Source organism: Leptospiraceae bacterium (assembly GCA_016708435.1).
GTDB lineage: Bacteria > Spirochaetota > Leptospiria > Leptospirales > Leptospiraceae > UBA2033.
The window spans coordinates 1-26,775 of record JADJFV010000001.1; the positions used below are offsets into that span (position 1 = coordinate 1).

The 26,775-nt window shown below is 36.3% G+C and carries 27 protein-coding genes, 3 tRNA genes and 3 pseudogenes; 9 read left to right on the plus strand and 24 right to left on the minus strand.

Going from position 1 to position 26,775, the window contains the following annotated elements:
• Positions 1 to 586 precede the first annotated feature (586 nt).
• On the minus strand, positions 587 to 940 hold the full coding sequence (locus IPH52_00005; GenBank protein ID MBK7053428.1) for a transposase: 354 nt from the start codon (positions 938 to 940) through the stop codon (positions 587 to 589).
• Between IPH52_00005 and IPH52_00010 the strand changes: the two genes are divergently transcribed.
• The gene (locus IPH52_00010) at positions 909 to 1,205 is read left to right on the plus strand and encodes a hypothetical protein (GenBank protein MBK7053429.1); all 297 of its coding nucleotides are present in this window, start codon (positions 909 to 911) and stop codon (positions 1,203 to 1,205) included. The two genes, IPH52_00005 and IPH52_00010, sit on opposite strands and share 32 nt — an antisense overlap.
• A gap of 314 nt (positions 1,206 to 1,519) precedes the next feature.
• Complete coding sequence (locus tag IPH52_00015) at positions 1,520 to 1,705, plus strand: hypothetical protein (protein MBK7053430.1); 186 nt, start codon at positions 1,520 to 1,522, stop codon at positions 1,703 to 1,705.
• 93 nt (positions 1,706 to 1,798) lie between these two features.
• On the opposite strand, the gene IPH52_00020 is transcribed toward IPH52_00015, so the two are convergent.
• The 3 genes from IPH52_00020 to IPH52_00030 form a co-directional block, all read right to left on the minus strand.
• Positions 1,799 to 2,212: a hypothetical protein gene (locus IPH52_00020; GenBank protein ID MBK7053431.1), complete on the minus strand. Its 414-nt coding sequence runs from the start codon at positions 2,210 to 2,212 to the stop codon at positions 1,799 to 1,801.
• Between the two features lie 96 nt (positions 2,213 to 2,308).
• The gene (locus IPH52_00025; protein MBK7053432.1) at positions 2,309 to 3,712 is read right to left on the minus strand and encodes a porin; all 1,404 of its coding nucleotides are present in this window, start codon (positions 3,710 to 3,712) and stop codon (positions 2,309 to 2,311) included.
• Positions 3,713 to 4,032: 320 nt separating this feature from the next.
• Positions 4,033 to 4,317, minus strand: coding sequence for a hypothetical protein (locus IPH52_00030; GenBank protein ID MBK7053433.1), 285 nt, complete (start codon positions 4,315 to 4,317; stop codon positions 4,033 to 4,035).
• A 1,097-nt stretch (positions 4,318 to 5,414) separates the two neighbouring features.
• Between IPH52_00030 and IPH52_00035 the strand changes: the two genes are divergently transcribed.
• Together IPH52_00035 and IPH52_00040 are read left to right on the plus strand one after the other, a co-directional pair.
• Positions 5,415 to 6,305 (plus strand): hypothetical protein, encoded by an 891-nt coding sequence (locus tag IPH52_00035; GenBank protein ID MBK7053434.1) that lies wholly within the window; start codon positions 5,415 to 5,417, stop codon positions 6,303 to 6,305.
• Between the two features lie 87 nt (positions 6,306 to 6,392).
• Positions 6,393 to 7,493 (plus strand): hypothetical protein, encoded by a 1,101-nt coding sequence (locus IPH52_00040; protein ID MBK7053435.1) that lies wholly within the window; start codon positions 6,393 to 6,395, stop codon positions 7,491 to 7,493.
• A gap of 15 nt (positions 7,494 to 7,508) precedes the next feature.
• Here the strand turns inward: IPH52_00040 and IPH52_00045 are convergent, their stop codons facing one another.
• Positions 7,509 to 8,141, minus strand: coding sequence for a hypothetical protein (locus IPH52_00045; GenBank protein ID MBK7053436.1), 633 nt, complete (start codon positions 8,139 to 8,141; stop codon positions 7,509 to 7,511).
• A gap of 625 nt (positions 8,142 to 8,766) precedes the next feature.
• On the opposite strand from IPH52_00045, the gene IPH52_00050 reads away from it, so the two are divergent.
• On the plus strand, positions 8,767 to 8,976 hold the full coding sequence (locus IPH52_00050) for a DUF1564 family protein (GenBank protein MBK7053437.1): 210 nt from the start codon (positions 8,767 to 8,769) through the stop codon (positions 8,974 to 8,976).
• A 52-nt stretch (positions 8,977 to 9,028) separates the two neighbouring features.
• Here IPH52_00050 and IPH52_00055 read toward each other — a convergent pair whose 3' ends face one another.
• The 13 genes and pseudogenes from IPH52_00055 to IPH52_00115 all read right to left on the minus strand — a co-directional run bounded on the left by IPH52_00055 (position 9,029) and on the right by IPH52_00115 (position 17,940).
• Positions 9,029 to 9,490 carry an SgcJ/EcaC family oxidoreductase gene (locus tag IPH52_00055; GenBank protein MBK7053438.1) on the minus strand — a complete coding sequence of 154 codons (462 nt, stop codon included), beginning with the start codon at positions 9,488 to 9,490 and terminating at the stop codon, positions 9,029 to 9,031.
• Positions 9,491 to 9,581: 91 nt separating this feature from the next.
• Complete coding sequence (gene gmd / locus IPH52_00060; GenBank protein ID MBK7053439.1) at positions 9,582 to 10,604, minus strand: GDP-mannose 4,6-dehydratase; 1,023 nt, start codon at positions 10,602 to 10,604, stop codon at positions 9,582 to 9,584.
• 10 nt (positions 10,605 to 10,614) lie between these two features.
• Complete coding sequence (locus tag IPH52_00065; GenBank protein MBK7053440.1) at positions 10,615 to 11,640, minus strand: cation diffusion facilitator family transporter; 1,026 nt, start codon at positions 11,638 to 11,640, stop codon at positions 10,615 to 10,617.
• 55 nt (positions 11,641 to 11,695) lie between these two features.
• Entirely contained in the window at positions 11,696 to 12,628 is a 933-nt protein-coding gene (locus IPH52_00070) for a histone deacetylase (GenBank protein ID MBK7053441.1), read from the minus strand.
• Positions 12,625 to 12,930, minus strand: a complete 306-nt coding sequence (locus IPH52_00075) for a hypothetical protein (protein ID MBK7053442.1) — start codon at positions 12,928 to 12,930, stop codon at positions 12,625 to 12,627. Before IPH52_00075 ends, IPH52_00070 begins: the two co-directional genes overlap by 4 nt.
• A 147-nt stretch (positions 12,931 to 13,077) precedes the next feature.
• Entirely contained in the window at positions 13,078 to 14,058 is a 981-nt protein-coding gene (locus IPH52_00080) for a malate dehydrogenase (GenBank protein MBK7053443.1), read from the minus strand.
• 9 nt (positions 14,059 to 14,067) lie between these two features.
• On the minus strand, positions 14,068 to 15,078 hold the full coding sequence (locus tag IPH52_00085) for a DsbA family protein (protein ID MBK7053444.1): 1,011 nt from the start codon (positions 15,076 to 15,078) through the stop codon (positions 14,068 to 14,070).
• Positions 15,079 to 15,481: 403 nt separating this feature from the next.
• Positions 15,482 to 15,715 (minus strand): hypothetical protein, encoded by a 234-nt coding sequence (locus IPH52_00090; GenBank protein MBK7053445.1) that lies wholly within the window; start codon positions 15,713 to 15,715, stop codon positions 15,482 to 15,484.
• 91 nt (positions 15,716 to 15,806) lie between these two features.
• Positions 15,807 to 16,313 (minus strand): annotated as a pseudogene (locus IPH52_00095) (virulence RhuM family protein).
• A gap of 108 nt (positions 16,314 to 16,421) precedes the next feature.
• A pseudogene (locus IPH52_00100) lies at positions 16,422 to 16,682 on the minus strand (Txe/YoeB family addiction module toxin).
• Positions 16,663 to 16,917, minus strand: a complete 255-nt coding sequence (locus tag IPH52_00105; GenBank protein ID MBK7053446.1) for a hypothetical protein — start codon at positions 16,915 to 16,917, stop codon at positions 16,663 to 16,665. The pseudogene IPH52_00100 and the gene IPH52_00105 overlap by 20 nt, the downstream one beginning before the upstream one ends.
• A 1-nt stretch (position 16,918) precedes the next feature.
• Positions 16,919 to 17,194: pseudogene (locus IPH52_00110) on the minus strand (DNA methyltransferase).
• 254 nt (positions 17,195 to 17,448) lie between these two features.
• Positions 17,449 to 17,940 (minus strand): hypothetical protein, encoded by a 492-nt coding sequence (locus IPH52_00115; GenBank protein ID MBK7053447.1) that lies wholly within the window; start codon positions 17,938 to 17,940, stop codon positions 17,449 to 17,451.
• A 491-nt stretch (positions 17,941 to 18,431) separates the two neighbouring features.
• Here IPH52_00115 and IPH52_00120 point away from each other — a divergent pair, with 491 nt between their 5' ends.
• Positions 18,432 to 19,010 carry a hypothetical protein gene (locus tag IPH52_00120; GenBank protein ID MBK7053448.1) on the plus strand — a complete coding sequence of 193 codons (579 nt, stop codon included), beginning with the start codon at positions 18,432 to 18,434 and terminating at the stop codon, positions 19,008 to 19,010.
• On the opposite strand, the gene IPH52_00125 is transcribed toward IPH52_00120, so the two are convergent.
• The 6 genes from IPH52_00125 to IPH52_00150 form a co-directional block, all read right to left on the minus strand.
• On the minus strand, positions 18,958 to 19,926 hold the full coding sequence (locus IPH52_00125) for a cytochrome-c peroxidase (GenBank protein ID MBK7053449.1): 969 nt from the start codon (positions 19,924 to 19,926) through the stop codon (positions 18,958 to 18,960). The genes IPH52_00120 and IPH52_00125 overlap by 53 nt on opposite strands.
• 268 nt (positions 19,927 to 20,194) lie before the next feature.
• Positions 20,195 to 20,267 (minus strand) — tRNA-His (locus tag IPH52_00130).
• Positions 20,268 to 20,294: 27 nt separating this feature from the next.
• Positions 20,295 to 20,368: transfer RNA gene (locus tag IPH52_00135), tRNA-Arg, on the minus strand.
• Between the two features lie 7 nt (positions 20,369 to 20,375).
• Positions 20,376 to 20,447: transfer RNA gene (locus tag IPH52_00140), tRNA-Pro, on the minus strand.
• A gap of 45 nt (positions 20,448 to 20,492) precedes the next feature.
• Positions 20,493 to 21,671, minus strand: coding sequence for a tetraacyldisaccharide 4'-kinase (gene lpxK / locus IPH52_00145; GenBank protein MBK7053450.1), 1,179 nt, complete (start codon positions 21,669 to 21,671; stop codon positions 20,493 to 20,495).
• Between the two features lie 4 nt (positions 21,672 to 21,675).
• Positions 21,676 to 23,628 (minus strand): ABC transporter ATP-binding protein, encoded by a 1,953-nt coding sequence (locus IPH52_00150; GenBank protein ID MBK7053451.1) that lies wholly within the window; start codon positions 23,626 to 23,628, stop codon positions 21,676 to 21,678.
• Positions 23,629 to 23,755: 127 nt separating this feature from the next.
• On the opposite strand from IPH52_00150, the gene IPH52_00155 reads away from it, so the two are divergent.
• The 3 genes from IPH52_00155 (at position 23,756) to IPH52_00165 (ending at position 26,769) form a co-directional block, all read left to right on the plus strand.
• A complete protein-coding gene (locus IPH52_00155) occupies positions 23,756 to 24,421 on the plus strand; it encodes a hypothetical protein (GenBank protein MBK7053452.1) in 666 nt (221 codons plus the stop codon).
• A gap of 159 nt (positions 24,422 to 24,580) precedes the next feature.
• Positions 24,581 to 25,126, plus strand: a complete 546-nt coding sequence (locus IPH52_00160) for an SGNH/GDSL hydrolase family protein (GenBank protein MBK7053453.1) — start codon at positions 24,581 to 24,583, stop codon at positions 25,124 to 25,126.
• An 86-nt stretch (positions 25,127 to 25,212) separates the two neighbouring features.
• Entirely contained in the window at positions 25,213 to 26,769 is a 1,557-nt protein-coding gene (locus IPH52_00165) for a methyl-accepting chemotaxis protein (protein ID MBK7053454.1), read from the plus strand.
• Positions 26,770 to 26,775: the final 6 nt, after the last annotated feature.

The following is a 26,775-nucleotide window of genomic DNA, read 5'->3' on the forward strand; positions in this document are numbered from 1 at the left end:
GCTTTGGTGTGGGATTTGGGTTATTCATTGTAATTATCCACTTTAAGAATCATGGAATATCACTTTCCTCAATTTTCTCTTTTGCATTCCTCCATGCGGTAAATAGTGGTCAAGCATGATTGAATTTCAGAGTTCCTTGGAGTTTGATTTGTGGTTGTTTTTTCCTAGAAACCTTTGGCAAAATAATAATATCGATATTGTAATTACATCCTTGTCTTTTAATTTGATATCCTCTTAAACATTATAATTATAAAGAGAAAAAGAAAAATAGTAAAACTAAATTGGCTTAAATTAATGATCATTGTCACCCTCATAATTGCATACCACTTGCGCTGCAACAGAACCCGCAATAATTGACTGCGATCTTGCGAAGCACTCATTATCTTTGAGTAAAATTGCATCCAACTTTTCCCATACTTCTATTCCATTCTATCCAACAAATTAAAAGCTTAAAACAAAATCGGATTGCGTTTCATCCATACAGAGATGTTTTGAAGTTAAACGGAGTAAAATTTATAACTTTTGTTTGATTTAGTTTTAATTCCATTAGGTTTACTCAATAGTATTTAATATTTCAATTAATTCTTTATCTGTGACAGAGTCTTTTGCCTTTCTTAAAAGAGTTAATTTGGTCTACAGAATCTTTTAAATCTTTAAGAAGTTCAGCTTTTTGAGGAGCAATTGTCGTAGTCTTTATGAATGAAAAATTATGTAAAATGATGTTTTGAACTAAACGAGGTAAAATTTGTTTTTTAATTTTGAGCAATAGTTCAATCATTTTGCCTGCCCATTTTTGTAAGTTTTCTTCTTTCTCGAAAATCAATTCACGCAACAGATGTGCATTGCAGAGAACATGTTCAAAATCAAATTTAAAATAGGATCTATAAAAATCGTGGACTGTTTTTCCTTTGAACTGGTATAATATCGAAGAAAGTAATATGGAAGATTATCAAAATTATATAGAAAAATATTTTATAGAAGACGGAGTCGAATACGAAGGCTTTGTTAAAAACACTCACCCATCTCAAAAATTATATGTCAAATGTTGGATTGATAATGATTATGGAGGCTACACTCGATTTTACGAAGTAGAACCACAAGGCAAAACATCCACAATGTTTCACAATTGTGGTCCTATATTTCCCTGGGAAAATCAGTATGATTTTGAAATATTAGAAATATCGAACAAACCTTTTTCAGATTAGAAATACATTCACCAAACCTTCCACCATTTTTCTTTCTAGTAAATTGCATTCAACTTCTCCCATCATTCTATCCCATTCTAATCTTACAAATAAAAAGCTTAAATACCACTTCTCAGAAATAAGTTCTGCTATATTTCTAGAAAGGGGTATTCCCCATTCTCAAAAACAGAATATTCAATTTTAATTCAGAATTTACTTTTGAGAATGGGTATAGCAAAAGTGGACTTTCGTCTCTTTCATAAAAAGGTGTTTTGAACTAAACGGTGTAAAATTTGTGTTGGTTCTAATTCTTCTATTGATAGAGGGGGAATACAATGATTGCCGGAGGCTCAGGTTTAAGAAATACTCCTCCTAAAAAGGATCTCTACGCAGGCAGGGATTGGAATCTAACCTTCATCGAATTTCAAAAATTCCGCGCAAACGTTAAGCATATTCTAGGTCTAAACAAACTCGTCAAAAAAGTAAAAGACATCGAAGAGAAACTCAGGATGAAAGAATAAACATAATTTATTAAATAGGTATTACTTTCGATTAATCGATTTATTATTTCGAAAAGTAATACCAGGAAATTTTTTAAATTAATCAGAAAAATATCAATCTATCTTCGAGTAACAGCTATACAAACCAATTAGAGCTTGATCAATACTATCTACAGAACTGGTAGGCTCTTTGTAACTCGTTGTAAAAATTCCATTGATTTGTGGAGAAATACAGTATGCCTTTGCATTTTCTTCGGTATCAGTTGGCTTTGAAAACACTGCCGTGACAGCCTGATTGATCTCCTTTGATACGTAGCGGCAAACACCGATTAAGTTCTGTTGAGAACAACGAGACTTAACCTTTTCATAGCCCACATTACAAAGTCCATCATATTTGCTTGTTGAGAATATTTCATAACATGAAATATCATATGCTCCAGTTGTTGAACAAGAATACTGAAATGAGTAAGTCCCCTTTGGCAGAATTCCCGATTGAGCGTAGCAAGAATTGCATAATCTGATAAACACTTTTTTGTATCTTTGTCTCGCTTATCTTTTTTTCTGAAGAACATTGTATCAAAAAACCTGCGAATAATAATATGATAATTAAATTTAATTTTTTCATTAGTAAAATACCTGCATTTGAAATCTTAATTGGTGATCACCATCTGCAACCGCTGGATTTCCTTTATAATTAAAATAATCCATTTGCAATTTCAAATTGTGACTCAAGAAATAATGTGATAGCGCAATACCTTTTTCAGAAGAGCGAACTAGATTTGGATCTGTCTGACCAATGGGCTTATATTCACCAAATCGCATACTTACCTCCCAGTTGTTCTGAAATAAATAACCAAATTGAATAAACGCTCCTTCGGCTGCTCTCGAGTATTCTCTCTTTAAAGTCCCACTTATATTTTTTTCATCATAGGGGGAATCTGCTTTTCTTTTTAATCCTTCTAAAGTAAAAGAAAATCCTAACCATTTTAAATATACTTCTGCGGTTGCATGAGCGTAATCGAATCTAGCAAATTCATATTGTGTTCCAAAAGTACTTAAAGAACGATTTGAGTTTTTATTGTAAGCGACTGCCCCACCAAATGCCACTTTCGGAGTTTTGTAACGATTAAAATCAACTTCAGAAAGCCAATCATTGTTATCCCCTCCTTTTGAAATTCCACCCCACGGAGAATAAATTAATCTAGCAACAGTTAAAACTCCAGGAGTATTATTCTCCGCTCTATTTCTTCCATTACCACCAAATACGCCAACAAAGTAAGCGAGTTTTCGATCCATTCCTAAAAAATCTTCGGAAAATAAAACGACACCAACGTCACGATCCAAATTCAATTCACTTTGAACAATCGACCGATCTACCATTTGTAAGGCAGAAGAAGAATTCCATCGTTGCCTACTAAAGGGAATTTTCATTTGACCAAAGATTATTTTTGCATCACGATGTTTATTGTAAGTAATACTTGCATCTCTTAGGGGAATTCTTCTATCGGTTTCTTTATCTCGATCAGCTAAACCAATTTGAAAATAATACTTCCAATCATCTCCAAACAATTTTCCACCCATTTGAATCCTAGATCTTCGAACCATAAAGTTTGTGGTATTTGTGGACGGATCTATATTCATAGATTGGTCTGCACGAGCTTGTATTCTTAATCTAAGATCAATGCTATGCAGCTTATCAGCAGTTTCAAATTTAAACCCCTTGCCCGGCCCAGATTCAACTTTCACAGATTCTGATTTTTTTTCGGGAGCTACTTCTGTTTTAGCTTTTTCCTCAGGAGGCTTTTCTATACTTGTTTTTTCTTCAGAAGTTTTTTCTACTTTAGGCTTTTCTTCAGCCGGCTTTTCCAATTTAGGTTTATCTTCTTTTTCTATCACTGAGTTTGTAACAGGTTCTTTTTTTTCCTCTTGCACACTTTGAGAATAAAGAAGTCCTGAACTCAAAGTCAGACCGAGAATGAAAAATATCACTCGATATCCACAGACTATTCTACGATTCAGAATTAGCATTTTATCTATCCTATCATTTCTAAAGTCCAGAGACTTACACGTTCTGGCTCTAGTCTTTTTTATTAGAGGATGTAACCGAACTAAGATAAAAATCTAAGAACAAATGTTACAATCTTCTTACAAAAAGAAGTAATATTACAAATGTTACATTTAAATTACAAAAAAATTACACAGATATAAATAAAGTTACTCAAATTACACTATTATTTCTTAAAATAAAGAATAGAACTAAGCAAAATTATCCACTCGCATCTGATTTTTTAAGTTTAAAATAAATTTTTTTACTTTTAACCTAGTTAGATTTTCAGATAAGCTGGTCGTTAATTGTTGAGACCGTGGAGATAATCCATATATAACTCTGCTTCAATTTCATTCACATTTTCCTCTAAAGGCATTTGAATACTGGCAGAGATTGTATGACTTATATAAGGTGGAATAATACGATTATCCGCAAGAAGAATCAGAGACGGAGAATTTTTATCTTCAGAGGTCTTTACATCAGAATAATCTTTTTTGAGAGAAAGTTCTCCAACCGTATTTCCAGTCTGACATTCTCCATACTTTGGTAGATAAGATTCTTTAAACTCGGAAAAAGCATTTTGCATAGGAAGATTGGAATATTCAAAATGTCTTTCCTACCGAGCCGATTTCAAAGTAGGGAAATGAAATTGATGACAATTAGCACAAAATTCTGATTTACCAATCATTGGTTCAACTTGGTAATCATGTGTTAACTCTGCATTATCCGCCTATCCACTTTTTGAATTTGTGAATTGTGCAAGAATCCTAATGCAATATGCTCCGCTGTGTGTCATTCCCGAAATTCCACCCGCTATCGCCCAATGTCATTAAGTTAAGGAAAAAAGGGATGTCACGCAAAGTCGCAGAGACGCTAAGGGTTTTAAAAGAGCTATTTGTTTTGGATTAGAAGAGATTCCGCTTTTATGATAACTTTTCCTTTTTCGTAATGTTTACAGAATACATTCATTCATGAAAATGTAAATTCGAAACAGTTCCCGGAATTGTAAAGGTAACATGAATATGCCGCAAGTCTACGTTTAGTATATGAGAAAGATTAACCGACCACCTAACCCCACACCTTATACTTTTGATGAACAATGACAATTAGCCCCTTCCCTAAAAGGAAGGGACTTGATTGTAAAGTTTACTACTATACTAAATCTAAACTATAAAATCCCCTTCCTTTTAGGGAAGGGGCTACGTATTCATATCCGACAATATCTGTAAATGTGGGGTTAGGTCCGAAAGTTCTCCATACTTCGATAAAAATCTTCTATCATAAATTCGCTGGAACTCTTCCCAGTGATTCATCCAAATGGATTTGTATAGACTCGACCTTTCGCACGCGGGAATGTAAGCGGGTTTACTTTTATTGGTTGAACAAATATACAAAGTAGTTTGGCTCCTACTCTATATAGGTCAGAAAACTAAAAAGATGTGCAAATTTACTAAAGCCCCATTCCCCGCCTGGGCGTCCGTTCAACCCATGCAAACATTCATGCATCATCATTACATCTAACTGAACCCATCGTATCTTTTATCGGTGTTCATCGTCCCTATCGGTGGTAATCTTTGAATATTTCATTTAGGATAAAAAAATGTAGGTAACGTTATGAAGGCAATGCAGTGCTGACCGGTTACCAATTGACATACGCAAGATATTTTAAACCATGAATCCGTAATGACTAAAAAGATTTTATTTACGCTGTTTCTATTTCTAGCCCTTTCGGAAACAATTTACTCTCAGGCAAAACAAGAAAAGGAAAAAACCAAAGATGCATTTGTAGAAGAAGACCCTGAGTCTCCAGCAGTAGATAGATTTAGAAAAAGAGATTTTGAACTGGGGATTCGTTTCGGACTTGGATACCACGGAGAAGATAGATTCGAATCGCAAATCAAAAATTATAAATCAGAATCTTCGCCTTATATAATCAGTTCCACGCAAGTGAGCCCGATTCGGAATACGACTAATTATGAATTTCTCGCCAGAATTCGTTTGTATGAAAACAGCAAGGTAGGATTTGTTTATGGAAATACTCAGTTCAATCGGTTTCATTTAACTGAGGTTACTAGTCTTTATGCGCCAAGTGTATATACAGCAACTCAGCTTAATTTCAATTTAAAAGTAGAATATTTTTTTCTTATGTATACACATGAATTTAAATTCAAACATTTCTTTGTAGAAGCAGGAATGGGAATGGGAATTAATACCGTTAGTTGGCAGACCAATGGGAACACTGTATCTAGATTTGAATACGCACCGCAAACAGGATTCATGGTCGGAAATGGTCTTGGCTATAAACTAGAATCATCCATAAATAAAAAAATCACTGACCATTTTGTTTTACAATTCGGCGGTTTTTATAATTACTATACTGTGCCTTCCTTCAATGGAACTTTCAACGATGACAGTGGTTCTTTTTATCTCAGGTCTGATGGAAGCATTGCTCCACTTTCAACTTCTGCCTTCAAGGATTCAATCATTGATACAAATTATGCATCAAGACAATTAGATATGAGAGCGGGAAACATAGTAATCTTTACCTCCGTTCTTTTTCGATTTTCTCTTTGAAAGAGGAGCCGTTTTCAAATTGTAATTATTCACGTAGAGGAAAAATTAGGCTATATCCATAGTTATGTCTAATAGTGAGAAGAACTCTTGGAATGGTATCGTATTAAAATGATCCACGGGCTATTACTAATCTTTTTTTTGTTTTTCCATTCCCATTGTGATGGAGAAAAACCATCGGCGGCTAAACCTAATTATCTGTCATTGCCCTATGCGTTCTCAAAGGCAGGAATAGAGAATGACAACACTAGTATCGCCGATCATAATAAACTGCAAAATCAAATTAGCGTCTATAGAGAAATATACAATGACGCACTAGGACTCTATAAGAGTAAAAAATACTTAGACTCAGTGAGCAAATATGAAGAAGCAATGAATATATTTGTAGAAGCAGAAACATACTATCATTACGGAAAAAGCTTAATGAGCATTGGAAAATTTCCAGAAGCAATCAAGGCTTACGAAATTTCGGATGCGCTAGATTATGAAAATAAAATTAACCTCTACTACAATCTCGCCTGTGCTTATAGTCTTTCTACTGAATTAGAATCCTCAGCCAAATACTTACAACTATCCATACAAAAAGGATTTAAACATTTTAATATTCTAGAACAAGATTCCAATTTATCATTCGTTAGAAAAAATCCAAAATGGAAGCAAATCCTGATTCACCTCACTTCGGATAAACATCTAACGAAAAATCCAAAGGATTTTATAACAAACCAAAGCAAAAAACTAAAACTAAAAAGTAATTCTAAAAATTTTATCTACGGAACAAAGGAAGAAGATCGAGATAATATCGAACTAGAACTCTTCGAAGGAATTGCATTCTATCGAGAAGAAATTACAGATAAAGACGGGTTCCTCACCGTGATTACAAGAGAAGGATCTTACAAAGCAGCCAAGGACACACTTCAAATTGAACTAAAAAAAGGACGCAAAGAAACTAATCATCCATCGGAAACAGTGAAAACAAACTTAGAATTCTCTACTGTTCAGCCGATTTCTTTTGAATTAATTTATAAAGAAAGCCTAAATGGATTTATGAAAAATGATTTTGTAATTTATGGGGATGATACAGTGTATGCGCTCGACAAGAAAGCCTGCGCTTATATTAAAGACGAAGAAAAAATAGATTGCGGGGAATGTAAGAAGCAGTATGAGCAGAAAGGATACTTCTGCGCATACTAACTATTTACTGATAAATTATTTTACAGGTTGACCATCTTTGAATGGACCTTCATACACTAATTTACCATCTTTTTCTTTTACAACTCCCTTACCGTTTAAGAGATCATCTTTAAAATCTCCCGCGTAAGTTCTACCTTGTCTTGTGGTAAATGTGCCGTTGCCGTTAAACTTTCCATCAACAAACCAACCAACATATTTAGTTCCTTTAGAACCGAGTAATGTGCCGTAACCGTTAAACTTACCGTCTTTCATTTGACCATCGTATTGATCACCGTTGGCATATTTGTAAACGCCGGCTCCATCCATTGTTCCATCTTTAAACTCGCCAATGTAATTATCACCGTTAGCGAATAAAAGGTTTCCCTTGCCATTGAATTTTTCATTTTTAAATTGTCCCTGGTATTTGCTTCCATCGGAAAAACTTAACGCACCTTCTCCGTTCTTGCAATCACCAACACAATCGCCAGCGGCAGCACGGGATGCATTTGTCGCAACAGTTGAGGCTGTTTTTGCTGCATCGGAAGCTTTTGTGTCTTCTTTTTTTGCAGGCGGCTCTTCTTTTTTATCCCCGGAAGAACAGTTCGTAAGGCTAGTCATTGCCAATAAGGTCAATACTAAGGTTAGTAGTATGCTTCTTTTAAAATTCATATTAAAAAATCTCCTTTTTTTACAAATACGGACAATTATTCGTATTAGCATAAAGTAATTTTATTATAAAATAGTATTTGGTCTATCATTTTTCTTTGTTCTTGCTATTCCCAATAAATCAAATCCATTTCTTACTAAAAAATGGGTGCTACCTTACCTTTATCCCTAGATTTTGCTCTATTTGTTAAATCTCCTTCATTATTCATTCACTTGATTTTCACAAAGGGATAAAGGTAAGGTCCGGGCTTTCACCTACTGTCAAAAAATTGTATTCACAATTTTTTGACACCGGTTCAATCCCTAGCACATAGCAAAGAAAAATCCTTTCCTAATTTGTATTTTTTCCCGCACAAAAAGAATTTTCTACACCTAGTATTTGTATGATAATCTTTCGAAATAAAAACAAATACTTACTCGATAAAATTGAAGATCGCAACCATACTGTCTCAACGCTTCTGATTCCAAAAAAATAACCTGGCCCCTTCCACCCCTGCCCCCAAAACCCCCAGGGGGGGTTTCCCCCCCCCCCCCAGCCCCCCCGGAAAAAGGCCGGCCAAAAACACCCCCCGCCCCCCCCCCCGCCCCGCCCCAAAAAAAAAAAAAAAAAAAAAAAAAAAAACAGAATTTGATTCGATTCAACTTTCGACCAACAAATGCGGATTGGGTAGAACTTGGGGAAATTGCCCTAGCTTTTGGAAAATCTCGCTGCTGGTTGTTTGTCCATTTGCTAAAACTTGATATCGCTGGGATGTCGCGCCTCTTACGAAAAGCCAGATTGAGCTTTGGAGTTCCAACGATTCCGAGGTTAGAACTGAAGATTTTTTGGACTTTGTAACGTGTCCGAGAAAATTTTACTCGTGGGTATCATGTAAAAGTTTAGCAAAAACCTATTTCGAAGTATTAAGAGCCAAGCGCAAATCGTTTGTTAGCTGCATTGCAAGCTCAGGCCTACCATGAAAAGCGGCAGGCGTATTTTGAAACAAAGCAATCTTCCAATCCACACCAACCTTTTTACAAACTAGCGACTGAACAGCATTAACCGCAGGATTAATATCTGCGCCTCCGCGTGGAACCATTCCAACAACAGCGCGGAGAATGGCAACATCACTCGATAAGATTTTTACTTCCTGGATAATACTTACATAGAGTCCTGTCGGATGTGCTGCAAAAATTTCTCCTATGACAGAATGCACTTCCTTACTTCCCTTCATCTGCGATCCATCAAAACCAACGATGTCTCCATCCTCTAAAACTAAATCAGACATTCCTTTTGCATTTTGATAGTTCCAGGCTTCAATCCAAGTCTTATACAGCAAACGGATATTAGCCTCTTCTGTGGGTTGGCTCATTTTAAGCTCCTAGTTTTAGTAAAAGGAACACACGAAGACTTAGAAAATAATTTGATACATAGGAAAGTCCTTTCGTCTTCGTGGTAATAAATTATAGTTTAATTCCGACTGCCTCGCAATCAGCTACGGTCATAATTTTTACTAACTCAGCAAATTTAACCTTTGGCTCCCAACCCAGTTTAGTTTTAGCTTTAGCGGGGTTACCTAAAAGTTGCTCCACTTCGGTAGGGCGATAAAAACGTGGATCTATAGCGACTATCGTTTCACCAGTTGCAGCATTGAGACCGACTTCTTTTTCTTCTTTTCCTTTCCATTCTACTTTGATACCGGCAATAGAAAAAGACAATTCAATAAACTCTCTAACAGAATGCATTTCATTCGTTGCGACAACATAGTCATCTGGCTTGTCTTGTTGTAACATCATCCACATCATGTTTACATAATCAGGAGCATATCCCCAATCACGTCTTGCATCTAAGTTTCCAAGCGTGAGTGTTTTCATTTTCTTAGCTTTGATTCCTGCAACTCCAAGAGTGATCTTGCGGGTAACGAATGTTTCTCCACGTCGAGGTGATTCATGGTTGAACAGAATTCCATTAGAAGCATGAATTCCAAATGCCTCGCGGTAATTCACGACTATCCAGTAAGCATATAATTTTGCGACTGCGTAAGGTGACCGCGGATAAAAGGGAGTTTTCTCTGTTTGAGGAACTTCTTGCACAAGTCCATACAACTCTGAAGTGGATGCTTGGTAAAAACGAGTTTTAACTCCTGTCTCATTGATTGCATCTAGAAAACGAAGAGTTCCAACGGCGTCTACTTCCGCAGTGTATTCAGGAACTTCAAAAGAAACTCCTACATGGGATTGTGCTGCAAGGTTGTAAATTTCATCTGGCTGAACTTTTTCAAGGATACGATTCAAATTGCTTGAATCAGTCATATCGCCATAGTGTAAGTGTAGATTTGGATTGTCTTTTAAATGCTCAATTCTATTTCGATTGAATAGGCTGGCGCGTCTAACGATTCCATGCACTTCGTAATTTTTATCTAGTAAGAGTTCTGTTAAGTAAGAACCGTCCTGTCCGGTAATCCCAGTGATGAGTGCTTTTTTCAAAATATTCTCCTTAGCTAATAACCAAATTCACATGTTGTAAATTCGGGAGTTTATCTTTTAACTGTTTTTTTATTTTTTCTAATTCGGCAAGTTTATTTGCATATAGTGTATGACCCAAATTAAAAAAAACGCCCTCTAGTTCTTCGTCCGATTTAACGTGTTTTAACGTAGAACGAACTTTTTTGGCTGCTTGTTTAACGGATTCTTCAAATATTTTTTCTGTATCTAGTTCCAGTTCTGCTTTGAACTTTAATCGGTTTGGACCTAATACTACAGTCCTAACGTCTTTGTAAGATTTGATATGCGGATTGTTATCTAGAACTTCAAGAAGTTGTTTTAACTCATATTCAGGAATTGCGCGATCTAGAAGGAATTTCTTGTTTTCAATTGCTAGGTGGATGGCAATCCAACCCATAAGAAGTCCAATGAGAATACTGGCAACAGCGTCAAATGTATTATTACCCGTTAGATTAGTCATTACGATACCGACTAACGCAAGCAGCAAACCAATAATAGCCGCAAAGTCTTCCCAGAAAACTGCACTGATAGAAGGGTCGATAGATTCATTTAGATAAGTAAAAAACTTTTTCGTTCTACTCATAGCCTGTAATTTAATTTCTTGGATTACTACATAGAAAGAATAACCTTCGACTAACATTGATATAACAAGAATGAGTTCAATTATGAACTGTTCCATTCCGGCTTTCTTTATAGGCTCTGTTGAAAGTAAGTCATGCACCCCATGATAAACTGTCACTCCACAACCCAAAACAAAGATGCCCATTGCAGAAACTAGATTCCAAAAAAACCTCTCTTGTGAATGCCCATAATGATAAATATCTGATGCACCCTTTTCTCCACGCTTAATACCTAACAACAAAAGAGCTTGGTTCATAACGTCTGCAATCGAGTGAATTGTTTCAGAAAGAAGTGCCGAGGAGCCACTAAAGAAAAATCCAATTGCTTTTGCGATTGCAATAATCGCATTTCCTAGGATTGCCACAATAATCGGTTTGGTTTGATTTGAAATTGCCATAGGATGCAAATTAATCAGAAAGCCTATTTATTCAAATACATTTTTTAGTTTCCGTTCAACTCTTTAATACTGCCAGATGTGCTTCTACTGATTCAGCAAGAGCTTCTAACTCGTAGCCACCTTCGAGAAAAGAAATAATTCTTCCCTGGCAAATTTCCTTTGCCTTTTTGCAGATAATCTCTGTAAACTGCTCATAGGCATCGGTAGATAAATCCATTCCACCTAAAGGGTCTTCCCTGTGTGCATCAAATCCTGCTGAGATCAAAATGAATTCAGGCTGAAACTTATCTATTGCCGGAATAATTCTCTCATTGAATGCATTAAAATAATCTTGATTAGATGAGCCTCTTCTGAGAGGTATATTTAAATTATACCCTAAACCCTTTCCTGTTCCCTGATCTTTCTCTGCACCGGTGCCGGGATAAAATGGATATTGATGAGTCGAAATAAAATAGACTGAGTCATCCGAGTAAAAACTATTTTCGGTTCCATTTCCGTGATGGACATCCCAATCTAGAATTAGAACTTTTTTAATTCCTTTGGATTGCAGATACTTGGTAGTAATCGCTACATTATTAAACATGCAAAATCCCATTGCGTGGTATTTTTCTGCATGATGTCCGGGAGGTCGAACTAGCGCAAATCCAGTATTAACTGCACCACTTAATATAGTATCAGCTAAAACAATTCCTGAACCACTAGCCAATGCTGCCGCTTTATATGATCCGGATGAATAAGGGGTATCTGGATCAAAATGTCCGGCTCCCATTTTAACTCGTTTTTGAAAATCTTGTATATAGGATATAGTATGAATGGAAGCAATTTCTTCTTCTGTGGCTTCGCGTATTTGTGGTTGAATGAGTTCTTTAAAATAAGACTTGGAATGTAGTTTATCTAGAATAGAGGTTAATCGCTTGTAATTCTCCGGGTGTTGACCTGTTTCATGGTCTAAAAATTCTTCTCTATAAGCAATTGCAGTCTTGCTCATTGTTGTAACTTTTCATTTAAAAAAATATACTTTGTCCAATTGTAAATCCAGGAAAAACCAAGAATTACAACCACAACGTTTGCATCTGACTTAAGATAAAACGTTAGTCCCCAGAAGAAAGGTAAGAGCATAAACAGAGAATAGGCTGTGAGTAAATAAATAGAGCCTGTATTTTTCCAGTTCAGAACAGAACGTCTTAAGGAAGCGGCTACGGAAGAGTAACCCAGTTCAAACCCGAGTGATTTACGGGCTAATTGAAAGAATGCTATAAATAAAATTGTGATTAGGAGGGAATATATCATAATGTTATAGTATACTTACCTAACCCCAGACTTTAACTTCTTGTAGAATCCTAATAAGTCGCCCCTTCCCTTAAGGAAAGGGGACTTTATCGGTCATACAATACAACAGTATATAAAATCGGGGTTAGGTAAAGAATTTCTAAATGCTTACAGCATGTCCTTTACATCGTTTCTTTCGCCAACTAATTCATCATGTGTAATTTTGAATTTTTCTTTGCCGAAATCATTGAGTGGAACATTTTGAACGATTTTATAATCTTTTCCATCAGAAGAGATTGGGTAACCAAAGATTAGCCCCTTCTCAACACCGTAACTTCCATCAGAGCAAGTAGCAACGCTAAACCAATCTCCTGATTTTGTAGGAGTGGTTAGGTTTACAACTGTGTCTACAACTGCGTTAGCCGCAGAGGCAGCACTGGAAGAACCACGAGCAGCGATAATAGCCGCGCCGCGTTTTTGAACTGTGGAAATAAAATCTCCTTTTAACCATGCTTCGTCTTTGATTAAATCTGTTGCAGGTTTACCGTCAATTTTTGCATTGTAGAAATCTGGGTATTGTGTAGCAGAGTGATTTCCCCAAATTGCTAAATTGGAAACTTTGGATACCGGATAACCCGACTTTTGAGCTAATTGTGTCTTTGCACGGTTTTCATCTAACTTGGTTAATGCAAACCATCTGTTAGAAGGAATTCCTTTTGCGTTATTCATCGCAATGAGGCAGTTGGTGTTACAAGGATTACCCACAACAAGAACTCTTACATCGCTATTTGCTTTTGCTTCGAGTGATTTACCTTGTTTGGTAAAAATTCCACCATTGATCTTTAGAAGATCTCCTCTTTCCATTCCCGCTTTTCTTGGAACAGATCCTACAAGAAGCGCCCAATTAATATCGTTAAACGCTACGTCCAACTCAGAAGTAACTGTTACTTTTTGTAAGAGTGGAAATGCGCAATCATCTAATTCCATTACAACGCCTTTAAGCGCTGGAAGTGCCGCTTCTAATTCTAATAATTGTAATTCTACAGCAGTGTCAGGACCAAACATTTGTCCTGATGCAATTCTAAATAATAGGGAATATCCTATTTGCCCTGCTGCTCCTGTTACTGCTACTTTTACTGTTTTACTCATATCTTCTCCTCATTTACCTAATTCTTCGTCTATAATTTTTTGAAAGGCTCCAATGGGCTGAGCACCTTCCACAAAAATTCCATTAATAAAAAATGCTGGAGTTCCATTCACACCCACAGCCTGACCGTCTGCGACATCAGCTTCAATTTCAGCAGAAATTTTTCCTGAGTCCGCCAAACAGGCATTAAACTTTGTTTTATCCAATCCAACTTTATCAGCTAATAAAATAACATTTTCTTTTACAAGATTTTCAGCGTTATCAAACAATAGATTAAAATATTCCCAATATTTATTTTGTTCAATTGCACAATTGGCTGCTATATGAGCAAACATTGCATTGCGGTGAAAGGGAAGAGGATAATCACGAAATACCCAACGAATTTTATCTTTGTATTGCTCTCTTAATTGTCTAGTAGTTGTTTGACTTCTCTTGCAATACGGACATTCGAAATCAGAAAATTCAATTACTGTAACCTTTGCTTTTTCAGGACCGATGGAAGGATTTCCTTTTTCGGCAACTACTTGCTTTACTTGTTTTACTTCTTCCATAAAGAAGTCAACTTTGTATCTCTTGCTAAGCTCGCCGTAGTATTCTTGCTCTTTTAGGTTTTTTAAATAGCCAACAATTCTATCTTGCACTGCTTCGAGTTTTGCTCCACCAAATTGATCTTTATACTGTTCGTAGATGGCTTGGATTTCGGAAGCAGAGGGAGTGTAAGAGCCAACCCCTTTAGAAACAACTTCACTTGGTTTGATGTTTTTTTCTTTTGCTTCGAGTTCAAGAATCTTGTCATTGGCATATTGCTCGAAGGTTCGCTTTAATCCATCAACATAATCCTTTTTTAATTTTACGACCATTCCTGGTTTTTCTTTTTCCAAATCAGATTCAGTGAATTTCTTACCGTTAATCTCGATATAACTTTTTGGTTTAAAATAATTGATAAGTGCCGGTATGCTAAAGGCAACATAAAGAATTGTAAATGCAGATAGAGCCAAAAGCCCTTTTTTTCCATTGTCCATAAACTAGAATATTTCTCCTATTTAACCAAAATCAATGTAAATCCTTAATAAGCAAATCAAATAATCGCTCGACACTTACTTCCTTTAAAATTCACTGCCACAGCAAGCTCTATTATTTTTTAGAAAATATAGTAAGCAGTAACTCAGAATTAGACATTGGTAAACAGGCTTCGTATTCGATAATTTCAAACTTTCGTAGAAAATAATCGGAACTCCTTCTCCTCTCTTTTCCATGTCATGTTTTCTTGAAATCGAATTATCCCTCTGAGCCCAATTGCTTCAAAAATAGCCCTTTCACTAAATGCATGAATCTCTAGTCTATCGGGATTCTTTCTCGCTCCAACCAATCTATTTCTTCTAAAGAAATGCATTGCATCTTCTATCTGCGTATCTAAAGAGCCTGTTATTTTTCTGGATGATTCGAACACATAAGTAGACCAGCTACACTACAGCGCACAGAATGATTTTCATCCTGAGTAAGCAAGCTTCTCTTGAGTAGCCATGTCGCATAATCTTCCTTAACCTCTGGGATAAATTTTTTCCAAAGACATTCTTCTAAATCCTGAATAGATGTTTGTGGGACTGCTTGTTCTTCGAAACGAATTTTATTTATTAGTTCTTCGTTTGTGTCAAACATAAGGCTCTATCCTTTTTTATCGCATCTGGAAAGCATCTTTACTATTTATCCCAATCTTTTTTCGATTTCAGTATTAATACTTCCAATATCTTTAACCAAGCAGTAATCCCTGACCTTCGGCAAATACCAAATACTGTTCCACTAAATTATTGAGCGCAAGAAGTTCATTTTCATTCAAATAATTTTTTGCAACACTAACATCTTGCTTCCTGATTTTTTCGCCTCGCCAATTGGTGAGACCCATATTTGGTTGTGAACTGTCTGCCCGCTCATGAATAATTTCGGCGGCTTTATTGATGTATTCTTTTAATTTCTCGGTTGCCCATTGTCTAAACCTTGTGGCTATTTTTGATTTGATTCAATAACCAACGGATAGAATCATATCTAAGTTATAAAAAGCAACGTCCCGTTCTACTTCTCTTTTTCCTTCTTGTTGAACTATTCGGAAATTCCGAATAGTTCGATTGGATTTAGATCGATTCTCAACTGTCAAGTTTTCCTTGACAGTTGGTTCTTGTGATAATTCTCCCTCTTCATATATGTTTTGAATATGAAGATTAATATTTTGTTTGGTTGTTTGATACAACTCCGCCATCATCTTTTGGGAAAGCCAGACAGTATCGTCTTCGAGGCGAACGTCAAGTTTTGTGCTACCCGACTCGGAAATGTAAATTAAAAATTGCGATTGATTCAAAGGTCAATCTCCTTATCGGTTGTAATGAAAACGACAAGCTAAAACTATGATTTCATCATTTTCAATTTTATAAATTAGTCTGTGCTCATCATTGATTCTTCTAGATCAGTATCCTTGTAACTCATGCTTTAAAGGTTCAGACTTTTCTAGTCCCGTAAATGGCTCTCTTTGGATATCATTCAATAAATCAAAATTTTTTTTCAATAATTTAGGATCAATTTTTGACCAATGGGTAAAGTCTTCGAGGGCTCTCTCAGTTAGCTTTAGATTCATATAAAGTCTTTTCAATGTCTGCAATGGTTTTAAACTGAATAATTTTATTATCCTTAACTTGCTCAAGAGAAGTTAAAAGATGATTTTTATTAGCTTCATTTGAAAACAAATAATCCATTTCTTCCATAGATTCGGATATAGAAATGGTAACTCTTTTTTCTTTGAATAGAATTTTAAGGGACTGAATTAATTTTTCATCCAGTTCATCTATATGCATTTGTATTACTGTATTCATTTTATATCTCCTTCTCAATCATAAGCTCGTTGCCACGCTCGTCAATCACTTTGACAGCAATTCTTTTCTTTTCCCCAGCTTCAAAAGGTGCAGAAACATTTCCTGCTAAGTGTTCCCAAACCGATTCGTCATACTCTGTCCTTAGAGCTTTGGCGATTTTTTCCCAGGCTGATGTTCTTGGGAAAAATGCTTGGTTCACATGAAAAACTAAACCGTTATAATCCTGATCTAAAAACTAAGCGGGAACATCTCTTCCGTCCCAGTGTTCGGATAACATAGTAGTAGGATCAAAGGTGTCGAGACCAACAAGTGTTACCTGCAACTTTCCATCTTTAATTTCTTCGTTGTAACTTCGGGAAGACCACAAATACTAAATACCTGTGAGCTTCTCATATTCTTCAAAAGATCGGACATGAGAAAATCAGGAGTAGCCTGCACATAATAAGCCGGAAGAGTCATATCCTGCACCATTCGCTCGGAGATGGCTCCATTTTCGGGACCGATATGAAAGGCAAGGAGTCTGCCTTCTGATTATCCTTCAGCGTGAATGCTTTTAGCGCGAGCAGGTTTTTGCATTTTAGAAAGTGAAATTTTTCTTCCACCGGTTAATTGTAAGTTGGCGGTCTTTTGTAATACATTTACCATTCGGTCAATATGATTGGAGAAGTTTTCTACATAATCAGCAGGTGCTTCGTCTTCTCCCAAACCAGAAGGAGGAATAGTAGCTTCCACAACAAAAGGACCCGATACACGGGTAATGCGTGTATTCTCCTCGGGGCGATCTACGAGAATTTCCATCTCAGGCTCAATGTCATTTGCAATACTTTTCAAAGTGATATGAGGAACAAGTCCACGTACTTCTTCGCCTTTTTTGTTTTGCTTTCGTTTGTAGATATAACCGCCAGAAGTTCCCATGTTCAGGTCTTTCAAATCATACCACGGAAAAGTAGCCGTAAGAATTCTTTGTCTGGCAAGTGCCAAAGGAACGCGACTAACGTCACAGGTAATCCAACGTCTACCCACTGCTCAGCGACATACAGTATTAGCCTCGATAAGACATTGCACGCAAAGCCGCCAAGACGCTAAGTATTTAATGATTTTAGGAATGCAATGGATATCTTGACTAACGTTGTTTCCGAAATTTTATTCAGTTTAAAAAACTCACTGCGGCTTTGCGTGACCTTCCTTTTCTGTTTAACCTGAAAGTATTGTTCGGTGCTACAAGGTCATATACCACATAATTACGCATTAGAGCCAGAAAGTGTCGAACTGTGTAATTATTTGCAAAAAATATTTTCTAAATAATAATTTCAGTTTAGTTTCGATTAGCCGCTCACGAAGATTATTTTAACTTCACTAGCTGTAATTCTAAAATATGAGAATTACACAGAGTAACCACTTTCTATATAATTCCGATTGTAGGGAGAGGGCATAGCAGACAGACAATTCAACTTCAATAAAATTGGGGTGAAGTAGGGATGAGGTGGACTGCGGTGAGGTTAGGAAATACATACATGATAAATTTAATAAAAAAAATTATACGCCACTTTGCGAATTCAACAACCAACATCCTGTTCCTAAACCAGAACAGTCCAATCATTCTCAAGATAAAACAAGAAGCCATCACAACCAACAGTGTATTCGGAAAGTTTGATTACTCCGTTATCAATAGAGATTCAAATAAATTAATTGGGGATAATGCGCATATTGCGCCAAGTTGTAAAGTGCTAGAAGGTTTCAATTTACTCGCACTTATCAATGCCGGTCTAAGCATTTTTAGACAAGGGCGATATTTTAGGAACTTTTCGGTAGGTAGGAAACTTGATAGTTTAAGAAGTAAGGCTTTTGAGTTTTTCAAATCCCCCCTGCCCCCCTTTAAAAAAGGGGGTTTCCGAGTAGTATGTATTTTTACCAATAGAAACCACTTAGAACAAAACCCCCTTTCGCAAGGGGGGGCAGGGGGGATTTTTCTTACGGCTACTATAGAGTATCCGTTATTACAAAATCAGCCAAGATGCAAAGCAACATTCTTACAATGCCTTACTTTCTTGCTTTGTCCGTTAAAGCACCAAAGAAAATTACGATGGATTTAACTTCTTCATCTGTGAGTTCTTTGTTTAATTGGTGGTATCCCATTTTCTTAACTGCATCTTCGATAGTAGCAATGCTTCCATCATGAAAATAAGGACCGGTTAATAAAATGTTACGTAGAGATGGGACTTTGAAGAAGAATTTTTCTGCTTCATTTTTTGTAACATTAAATCTTCCTAAGTCTTTCGTTTCATAAGCATTACGCTCACCTAATTTACGATAGCTTGTTCCGCCAAGAGTTGCTCCATAGTGACATCCAACACAACCAACTTCGATGAAAGTAGAAAGACCTTTTTCTTCCGCTGGGGTTAATGCCTTTAAGTCTCCCTTTAACCAATCATCTAAACGATCAGATGTTTTTAATGTGCGCTCAAACGCTGCAATTGCTTTTGCTAAATTATCGTAAGTAAGATTTTCTTTTTCATTTGGAAATGCTTTAGCGAATAACGCGGGGTATTCGGTCTTTGCAAGTTTTTCTAATACAGCTTTTTCAGAAGGCATTGCCATTTCACCTGGATTGAGGATTGGACCTTTTGCTTGATCGGCAAGAGTTGCCGCTCTCCCATCCCAGAATTGTGCGATATGAAATCCTGCATTCAATACTGTCGGTGAATTTCTATCTCCATTTTTTCCAAAGGCTCCTGTTGATGTAGGTTTGTTATCCACTCCGCCTTTTTTATCTTTTACATTATGACAGCTATTGCAGGATTGTGAATCATTTACAGAAAGACGATTGTCAAAGTATAATTTTTCTCCAAGGCTTACTAACTCTGCTGAATCTTTTTCTCCGCCTGGCATTTTATCCGGAAGTGTTCCTATTGCTGCGTTTGCTTTTTTTTGTAGTTCTAATGATTGCTTCGAAGGTCCGCATACAACTGCAAACATAAGAATCATTGGTAATAGTATAATTTTTTTCATGTTCTAATTCTCCTTTTTTGTAAATTAGACATATTAGAACGGGAGAATATTGTAAATAAGAATAATTCTAACGAACTCACCTACACAAGGTGAGTTCCAGCGTTAGCGGGTGGGGTTTACACCTAAAGGTGGGTTTGCTACCGCAGGTTATTACTCATTACAATTATCCAATATTCTCGGTTTCTTAAGAATTAATTTCATTCAATTCTTTTGTGTAAGATAATTAGCGTATTAGAAAGGAGGTAATTGTCTTATAGAGGATGTGATGGGAGAACGACGGGAATTGAACCCGCGACAGCCAGTACCACAAACTGGAGCTCTACCAACTGAGCTACATTCTCCATTTTTTTGTTCTTGAATAGGTCTTTTGACCCGAGAGGGACTCGAACCCCCGACCCTCTGCTTAGAAGGCAGATGCTCTATCCAGCTGAGCTACCGGGTCTAAAATTTCGGGATGACTGGGATTGAACCAGCGACCCTCTGCTCCCAAGGCAGATGCGCTACCGCTGCGCTACATCCCGCTTTTTTAAACCAATTATGCCATTTTGGTAGAACCGATGTATTCGTCAATCACTCTTAGAGTTTATTAATCTTTCTAGGTCAGACTTCAATTCTGCCTGTTTATTCAAATAAACCTCAACAGGAAGGATAAATAGGCTGTTCATCTCTGGATTCGTTAGATTTAGGTGTTGGATCTTGATAAAATCTTTTTCTGTGCAAATTAGAAGATCAAAATTTTTCAATTCCATAAATAAATCGAGCATGGTTTTATTATCATACGCAAAATGATCGGGAAAACGAATCTTCTTAATTTCTTTTGGCTTATGGGATTCAATTAAGCTCTCAAAGGAAAATGGATTTCCTAGAGCAGAGAAAACAACTACTTTCTTATTCACCAAAGTTTCGAGCGAAAGAATGTCTCTTTTCCAATTCAGTAGCGGCAGGGGAATATATGCCAGATTGTAAAATTTTAAATCTGGATTTATTTTGATAAATTTTACTTTTAGAATTTCTACATTTGCAGCATTTTCTTTTGCATAGCGAGTAAATATAATATAATGCGCGCGTTTAACGGCAGTTATCCTTTCTCGCAAACTTCCAAGCGGAATTGTAAATCCAGTTCCGAATGCATTATTCGAATCGACTAAAACAAAATCTAAATCTCTCTTAATGGCATGATGTTGAAATCCATCATCTAAAATCACAACACTTTTAACTCCCGGCTCCTGTGGTGTTTCAATTCCATCCTCAGAAGGAGAAATAAAAAACCTTTTTCTAGCTCTAGATCGAAAGCGTGGCGAAAATCTCCCATTGATATCACTCAAAGGATTTAGCTGAGAAAAGGTTAATCCTTGTTTGCCCTTCAATTTATTTTGAAGATAAGACTTAAAACGATTTATCCCAATAATAACTTCTGCAAATGGAATCTTTGCTTTTATCAAGAGCGGCTCATCGCCAGAATCCGCTGGGTTAGAAGTTAGCTCTACTCGCATTCCTTCTTTTGATTTATTTCCTCGATAACCTCTACTCAAAACGACAACTTGTTTTTCTGGAAAAATGGAATGAACTAAACCAGCCAAATAAATTGTAAGAGGAGTCTTACCTGTTCCGCCTGTTGTTAAATTTCCAACGCTGATGGTAAATGCATCTGGAATCGCTTGTTTCTTTTTGAAATGTCTATCTAAGAAAAAAAGAAATTGATAGAGCAAAGAAAACGGATAGAGTAAATAGAGAAGGATACGCATACTTTTATTTTACCGCTTCGAATTGCATTTCATAAAGTTTTTTGTATTTGCTATCTCGAGCAACTAAGTCTGCGTGAGTGCCTGACTCAACGATTTCACCTTCTTCCATATAATAGATTGTATTCGCAATCTGAATCGTGGAAAGTCTATGTGCAATGATGATTGTAGTTCTATTTTTGTATAATGTCTCCAGGGCAGTCTGAACAAGCCTTTCTGATTCTGTGTCTAACGCAGAAGTAGCCTCATCTAGAATTAGAATTTCTGGATCGAGTAAAAGGGCACGAGCAATTGAGATTCTTTGCTTTTGACCACCCGATAGCATGACTCCATGCTCACCTACCATTGTATCAAATCCATGCTCAAATGAGTTAATAAATTCCGTAGCGAAAGCGTCATCACATGCTTTACGAATTCTTTCTTCGGAGGCATCTAAACTACCATAAGTAATATTGTCACGAATGCTTGCATTAAATAAGAAAACTTCTTGGGAGACAATACCGATTTTGCGCCGAACATCTCTCATATTAAATTTGCGAATATCAACTCCATCAAATAAAACTTCTCCCTCTGTGGGATCAATCAAACGAGGAATTAAATCTTTCAAGGTAGACTTGCCTGCCCCACTCGATCCAACAAAGGCAATGGTTTCTCCCGATTTAACTTTGATGTTAATATTCTTTAAAGCTGACTTATCTGAATTGGGATAAGTATACGATACATTTCTAATTTCAATTTCTTTGTGTAGTTTACCAATCTTCTGAGGATGAATAGGATTTTCAATGTCTGTCTTTGAGTCTACTATTTCGAAAACTCTTTCGCCTGCAGACACTCCGCTTTGGATTAAGTTATACATCATACTGAGTTGTTTTAAAGGTCTCATTAAGAAAATCAAAGTTAAAAAGAATGCCATAAACATTCCTTTTGAAAAACTTTCATTGCTAATTAAATACGCACCAAACGCTAAAAAAATTGCGGCTAATACAGAACCAAACAATTCCACAATAGAAGGTCCGACTTGATGATAGAAATGTCCCTTAAAAGTTTTTTCAGAAAGCTCTTTGTTGATTAAATAAAATCTACCGGACTCTCTTTTCTCCATTGAGAAAGCACGAATCACGCGGATACCAGCGATTACCTCCTGAAGTAGTCCATTGAGTGCTGAGAGTCTTTCTTGTTGATTCTTGGTTGCCTTTCTAATTTTTTCTGTAAAGGCTGTGATTGGTCCCATGATGAGCGGTATAACAATGAAAACCACTAGAAACATTTTCCAGCTAAGAAAAAAGAGAAGCAGCAAATGTGTCACAACGTAAAAGAAATCATTGATCGCGTCTTTCAAATCTGAACTAATGATTTTTGCTAATACATCTACATCATTAATAATGCGGCTCATCAGAATTCCAGTTTTTTCTTGGACGAATGTATTGAGAGGAAGGTATTGGACTTTCTTGTAAATTTCCTGTCGTAAATCTCGAATCGCCATGTATCCTGTAGAGTTGATAAAATAAATAGCACCCGTGAGACAGAGTAGTTTTAAAAGATAAATTGGAAAGACTAGAATTACAAAAAAGAAAACAATTTCTTCTGGCTGTAGTTCGTTGAAATAGGAATTGAGTCGAGATTTTAATTTGGCAAGTCTGTATTCGATTTGTTCGAGACGGGTAAAGGTTTCACCCGATTCGACTTTTCGAATCGCTGACATATCCCGCTTGGTCATGGAAATCTGAAACTTATAACTTTTACTGGCACCCATCGAATCAAAAATCGGAATCATACTGGTCAAAGAAACTCCATTGAAAATGGAAACCAATAAGGACAAGACTAGCCCAATAAAAAGTCTGTATTTATATTTGAATGAATAGGTTAAAAGCCGTCTGAAAACTAACACGTCAACAATACTAAGTCGGTAGGCTAAGCAAGATAACAAGCAATTATTTGAATTGGGCTTTGAAAAATCCATTTTTCGAAAACAAATTTTTAAGAACCAAAAAATGTAATTGATTTAGAAAGGATTCAAAACATAGAGTAGACCTATAGCGAAAGCTCAGTTAAGAAAACCTTTTTGAAACAATTTCCTGGGAGGAAGTATGGCAGTAGCAGTTCAAGGTGGAAGCTCTGGCGGTAGTAGTCCAGACTTAGTGAAAAAATTAGTAGATGCAACTCGCACAAATAATACATCCGCGAATGACCGATTCAGCGAGACTCAGCTTAAAACAGCAGGCATACATATCAAAGCCATTTTAGATGAGTGCGCCAAACATGGAGTAACCGACAAAGGACAGATCGCTTATATTTTGGGCACAGTCAGAAGGGAATCCAACATGGGCAACTCTATGCTTGAAAAAATTGATGATGCTACGGCAAATAAAAAGTATTCTAAAGCAGCCCTTCCTTCTCTCGGAAATGGAGATGAGGCTTCTGGAGACGGAGCAAAATACAAAGGACGCGGATACGTGCAAATTACAGGTCGCGGAAATTATAGCAAATGGAGTCAAAAACTAGGCATCGATTTAATCGGGAGTCCCGACAAAGCATGTGAGCCAAATGTTGCCGCAGAGATTTGCGTTGTAGGAATGAAAGAAGGATTATTCGCACCAGCAGCAGGTCCCCTTTCAAAATACATTGGCGGTGGGAAAAATGATTTTTTAAATGCGCGCGCGATAGTAAATGGCGGTGAATTGAAAAAATATCCAGAGAAAGCAAAGCTGATTGTAAGCTACTCTGACAGTTATTATAAAGCGATGACTTCGTAATATACCGTAGGGGCTGAATATATTCAGCCCCTACATATGTTGAATTCGCTATGGAATCCTTTCTGCTTCATGCACCGCACTCTTCTTTTCATTCTACTTTTCTTTCTTAACTGCTACACATCTAAAGACAATGTCGATAAAAGTTATTTGATTCCACTTATGAAATCTACAAGCAATGATTCCAAAATAATTCAAGTCAATATCATAGGTGATTCTTTATCGGAGCGCTCGATTGGATTTGGATTGCAGAATAAACTGGGTAGTGGCTATAAAATAAATGATTTTTCAGTCAGTGGTAGAAATGTATATGACTGGTTACTCGATATTAGCCGTCCATTCAGTCCTACACCGGATTTAATTATAGTAGAGCTTGGAACGAATGATGTTTTTACAGGACCTACTTATGACTTTAAAGCAAATCTAAATCGGCTTTTGGAAGAGATAAAGATTCGCTCTAGTGCAAGAGTCATTCTAACAGCGATTCCTCTCACAGATGACAAAGGACTTCAAAGTAGAATTAAGGTTAATAATGATTATGTGCGAAGTCTCTCGAACAGTTATACAGTAACAGAGCTTGAGAAGGCATTTGAGGATAATCGTGCTAATCTTCGTCTCTATCCTTCTTATGATCCCATTCACCCAAATCCTGTCGGATACGAATTGATAGGTGAACTTTATAAAAAAGATATTCTATTATTAAAATAAATTTATACATATTCTTATGAATAAAGCTTGCTATTTGCTTGAACTATTCAATTATCAATTTAATCGAGTCGAAATTAATTACTATTATGCAAAGCGAAAACGTAGACAAAGGTAAGCTGCTTACCTTATTAATCATTAGCTCAACTTGCACAGGTGCAGGATTTGCTTGGGGTGGAATTTATGCATTTTTTGGTTTGTATAATGCAATGTATTTGCCTTTTACATTTTCCATTTTAGTTGGTGTTGCTCTTTTATCGTTTAAACTTTTCAACACTTACAGCTTACTGCTCCATACACAACTTTCTATGATCTTAATAATCCCAACTGCACTACAATGGACGTTAGGCGGTTTTCATAATAGTGGATTGGTAATTCTTTGGTCTTTAATGTCCCCCTTTGGATCAATGATGTTACAAGGAAAAAAAGGATACATTACATGGGGAGTTTCTTATTTTCTTTTATTAATTACTTCTCTAATTTTCGATGACTATTTTCGTTCAATTGCAATTGACCCAGTCTCTCAAAATGCAATCCTATTTTTCTACGCAATGAATATAAGCGTAGTTTCTCTTTTGACTCTACTTGCAATATTTTACTTTGTAAAGAGCTTTGAAGATGAGAGGAGATCACGTGCGGATTACAATGATTACCTTTCAAATCGTGTAGATAAAATGCTTACATCTATTGAATTACTTGCAGATGGTGACTTGAGTAGCAACATAAAATCTACTGACGATGATTTGGTTATTCAAAAGCTTTATTCAGGGTATAATAAAGCTATTGATGTTCTTACAAAATCCTTCCAGGATTTGGAGAATAACATAAAACATGTTACTATTTCTGTAGAAGGGGTAATGCACTCTATGCAAAATCTTTCTTCCGAAATCAATCGACAAAATGAAGGCATGAATCAAATAGAAGATTTTATTAATAAAATTAAGAAAGATACTGCCGATGATTTTCAATTAATAGAAGCAGGTGTTCGGGAATCAGAGGAAAATACTAAGTTTGCGCTAAATGGCGGTGAGATTATTCATAAGACAATGAACAAAATTCAATCTATTAGTCAGAGTATGGATCATTCTCGAAATACAATTTTAGAATTAGAAAAAGAAAGCAATCAAATTGACGAAATTATTCATTCCATCAATAGCATCGCAAAACAAACTAGTTTACTTTCGCTTAACGCTTCTATTGAAGCAGCACGCGCGGGTGAAAATGGGAAAGGCTTTTCTGTAGTTGCACAAGAGATTGGGAAATTAGCTGATATGACAACAAAATCTACAAAATTAATTTCAGATAAGCTCAAAGAAATTAATCTAAAAGCAAGATCTGCTGCAGATATTGTAAATAGAAGCAATGAAAGTATGAACGAAGGTCTTGCTTATACAAACCAGGTCAGTATATCAAATGAAAATATTATTTCTAATTCCAAGCGAGTAAAGGACGTTATCTCCTCGCTGCAAACCAAAAGTGTAACTCAATCAACAGGGATTCAAGAGATTTCAGTCAACATAATTCATTTACTAGAAAGCACTAAGTTTTTCTTGAATGAAATCAAAGAGATGAATGGACGTTTCGAATCCATGACGCAAAAAACTTCTGCCATGCATGAGTCCCTTAAAAAATTTAAGTTTAAATAATTCATA

Bases quoted from the DNA above. Each gene is read 5' to 3' on its own strand.
- IPH52_00015 (MBK7053430.1), top strand. From the start codon at position 1,520: ATGATTGCCGGAGGCTCAGGTTTAAGAAATACTCCTCCTAAAAAGGAT.
- IPH52_00125 (MBK7053449.1), bottom strand. From the start codon at position 19,926: ATGAAAAAAATTATACTATTACCAATGATTCTTATGTTTGCAGTTGTA.
- IPH52_00075 (MBK7053442.1), bottom strand. From the start codon at position 12,930: ATGATATATTCCCTCCTAATCACAATTTTATTTATAGCATTCTTTCAA.
- IPH52_00035 (MBK7053434.1), top strand. From the start codon at position 5,415: ATGACTAAAAAGATTTTATTTACGCTGTTTCTATTTCTAGCCCTTTCG.
- IPH52_00030 (MBK7053433.1), bottom strand. From the start codon at position 4,317: ATGCAAAATGCTTTTTCCGAGTTTAAAGAATCTTATCTACCAAAGTAT.
- lpxK (MBK7053450.1), bottom strand. From the start codon at position 21,671: ATGCGTATCCTTCTCTATTTACTCTATCCGTTTTCTTTGCTCTATCAA.
- IPH52_00055 (MBK7053438.1), bottom strand. From the start codon at position 9,490: ATGAGCCAACCCACAGAAGAGGCTAATATCCGTTTGCTGTATAAGACT.
- IPH52_00150 (MBK7053451.1), bottom strand. From the start codon at position 23,628: ATGGATTTTTCAAAGCCCAATTCAAATAATTGCTTGTTATCTTGCTTA.
- IPH52_00085 (MBK7053444.1), bottom strand. From the start codon at position 15,078: ATGGACAATGGAAAAAAAGGGCTTTTGGCTCTATCTGCATTTACAATT.
- IPH52_00090 (MBK7053445.1), bottom strand. From the start codon at position 15,715: ATGTTTGACACAAACGAAGAACTAATAAATAAAATTCGTTTCGAAGAA.
- IPH52_00165 (MBK7053454.1), top strand. From the start codon at position 25,213: ATGCAAAGCGAAAACGTAGACAAAGGTAAGCTGCTTACCTTATTAATC.
- IPH52_00045 (MBK7053436.1), bottom strand. From the start codon at position 8,141: ATGAATTTTAAAAGAAGCATACTACTAACCTTAGTATTGACCTTATTG.
- IPH52_00120 (MBK7053448.1), top strand. From the start codon at position 18,432: ATGATAAATTTAATAAAAAAAATTATACGCCACTTTGCGAATTCAACA.
- IPH52_00070 (MBK7053441.1), bottom strand. From the start codon at position 12,628: ATGAGCAAGACTGCAATTGCTTATAGAGAAGAATTTTTAGACCATGAA.
- IPH52_00160 (MBK7053453.1), top strand. From the start codon at position 24,581: ATGAAATCTACAAGCAATGATTCCAAAATAATTCAAGTCAATATCATA.
- IPH52_00025 (MBK7053432.1), bottom strand. From the start codon at position 3,712: ATGCTAATTCTGAATCGTAGAATAGTCTGTGGATATCGAGTGATATTT.
- IPH52_00155 (MBK7053452.1), top strand. From the start codon at position 23,756: ATGGCAGTAGCAGTTCAAGGTGGAAGCTCTGGCGGTAGTAGTCCAGAC.
- IPH52_00065 (MBK7053440.1), bottom strand. From the start codon at position 11,640: ATGGCAATTTCAAATCAAACCAAACCGATTATTGTGGCAATCCTAGGA.
- IPH52_00105 (MBK7053446.1), bottom strand. From the start codon at position 16,917: ATGAATACAGTAATACAAATGCATATAGATGAACTGGATGAAAAATTA.
- IPH52_00080 (MBK7053443.1), bottom strand. From the start codon at position 14,058: ATGAGTAAAACAGTAAAAGTAGCAGTAACAGGAGCAGCAGGGCAAATA.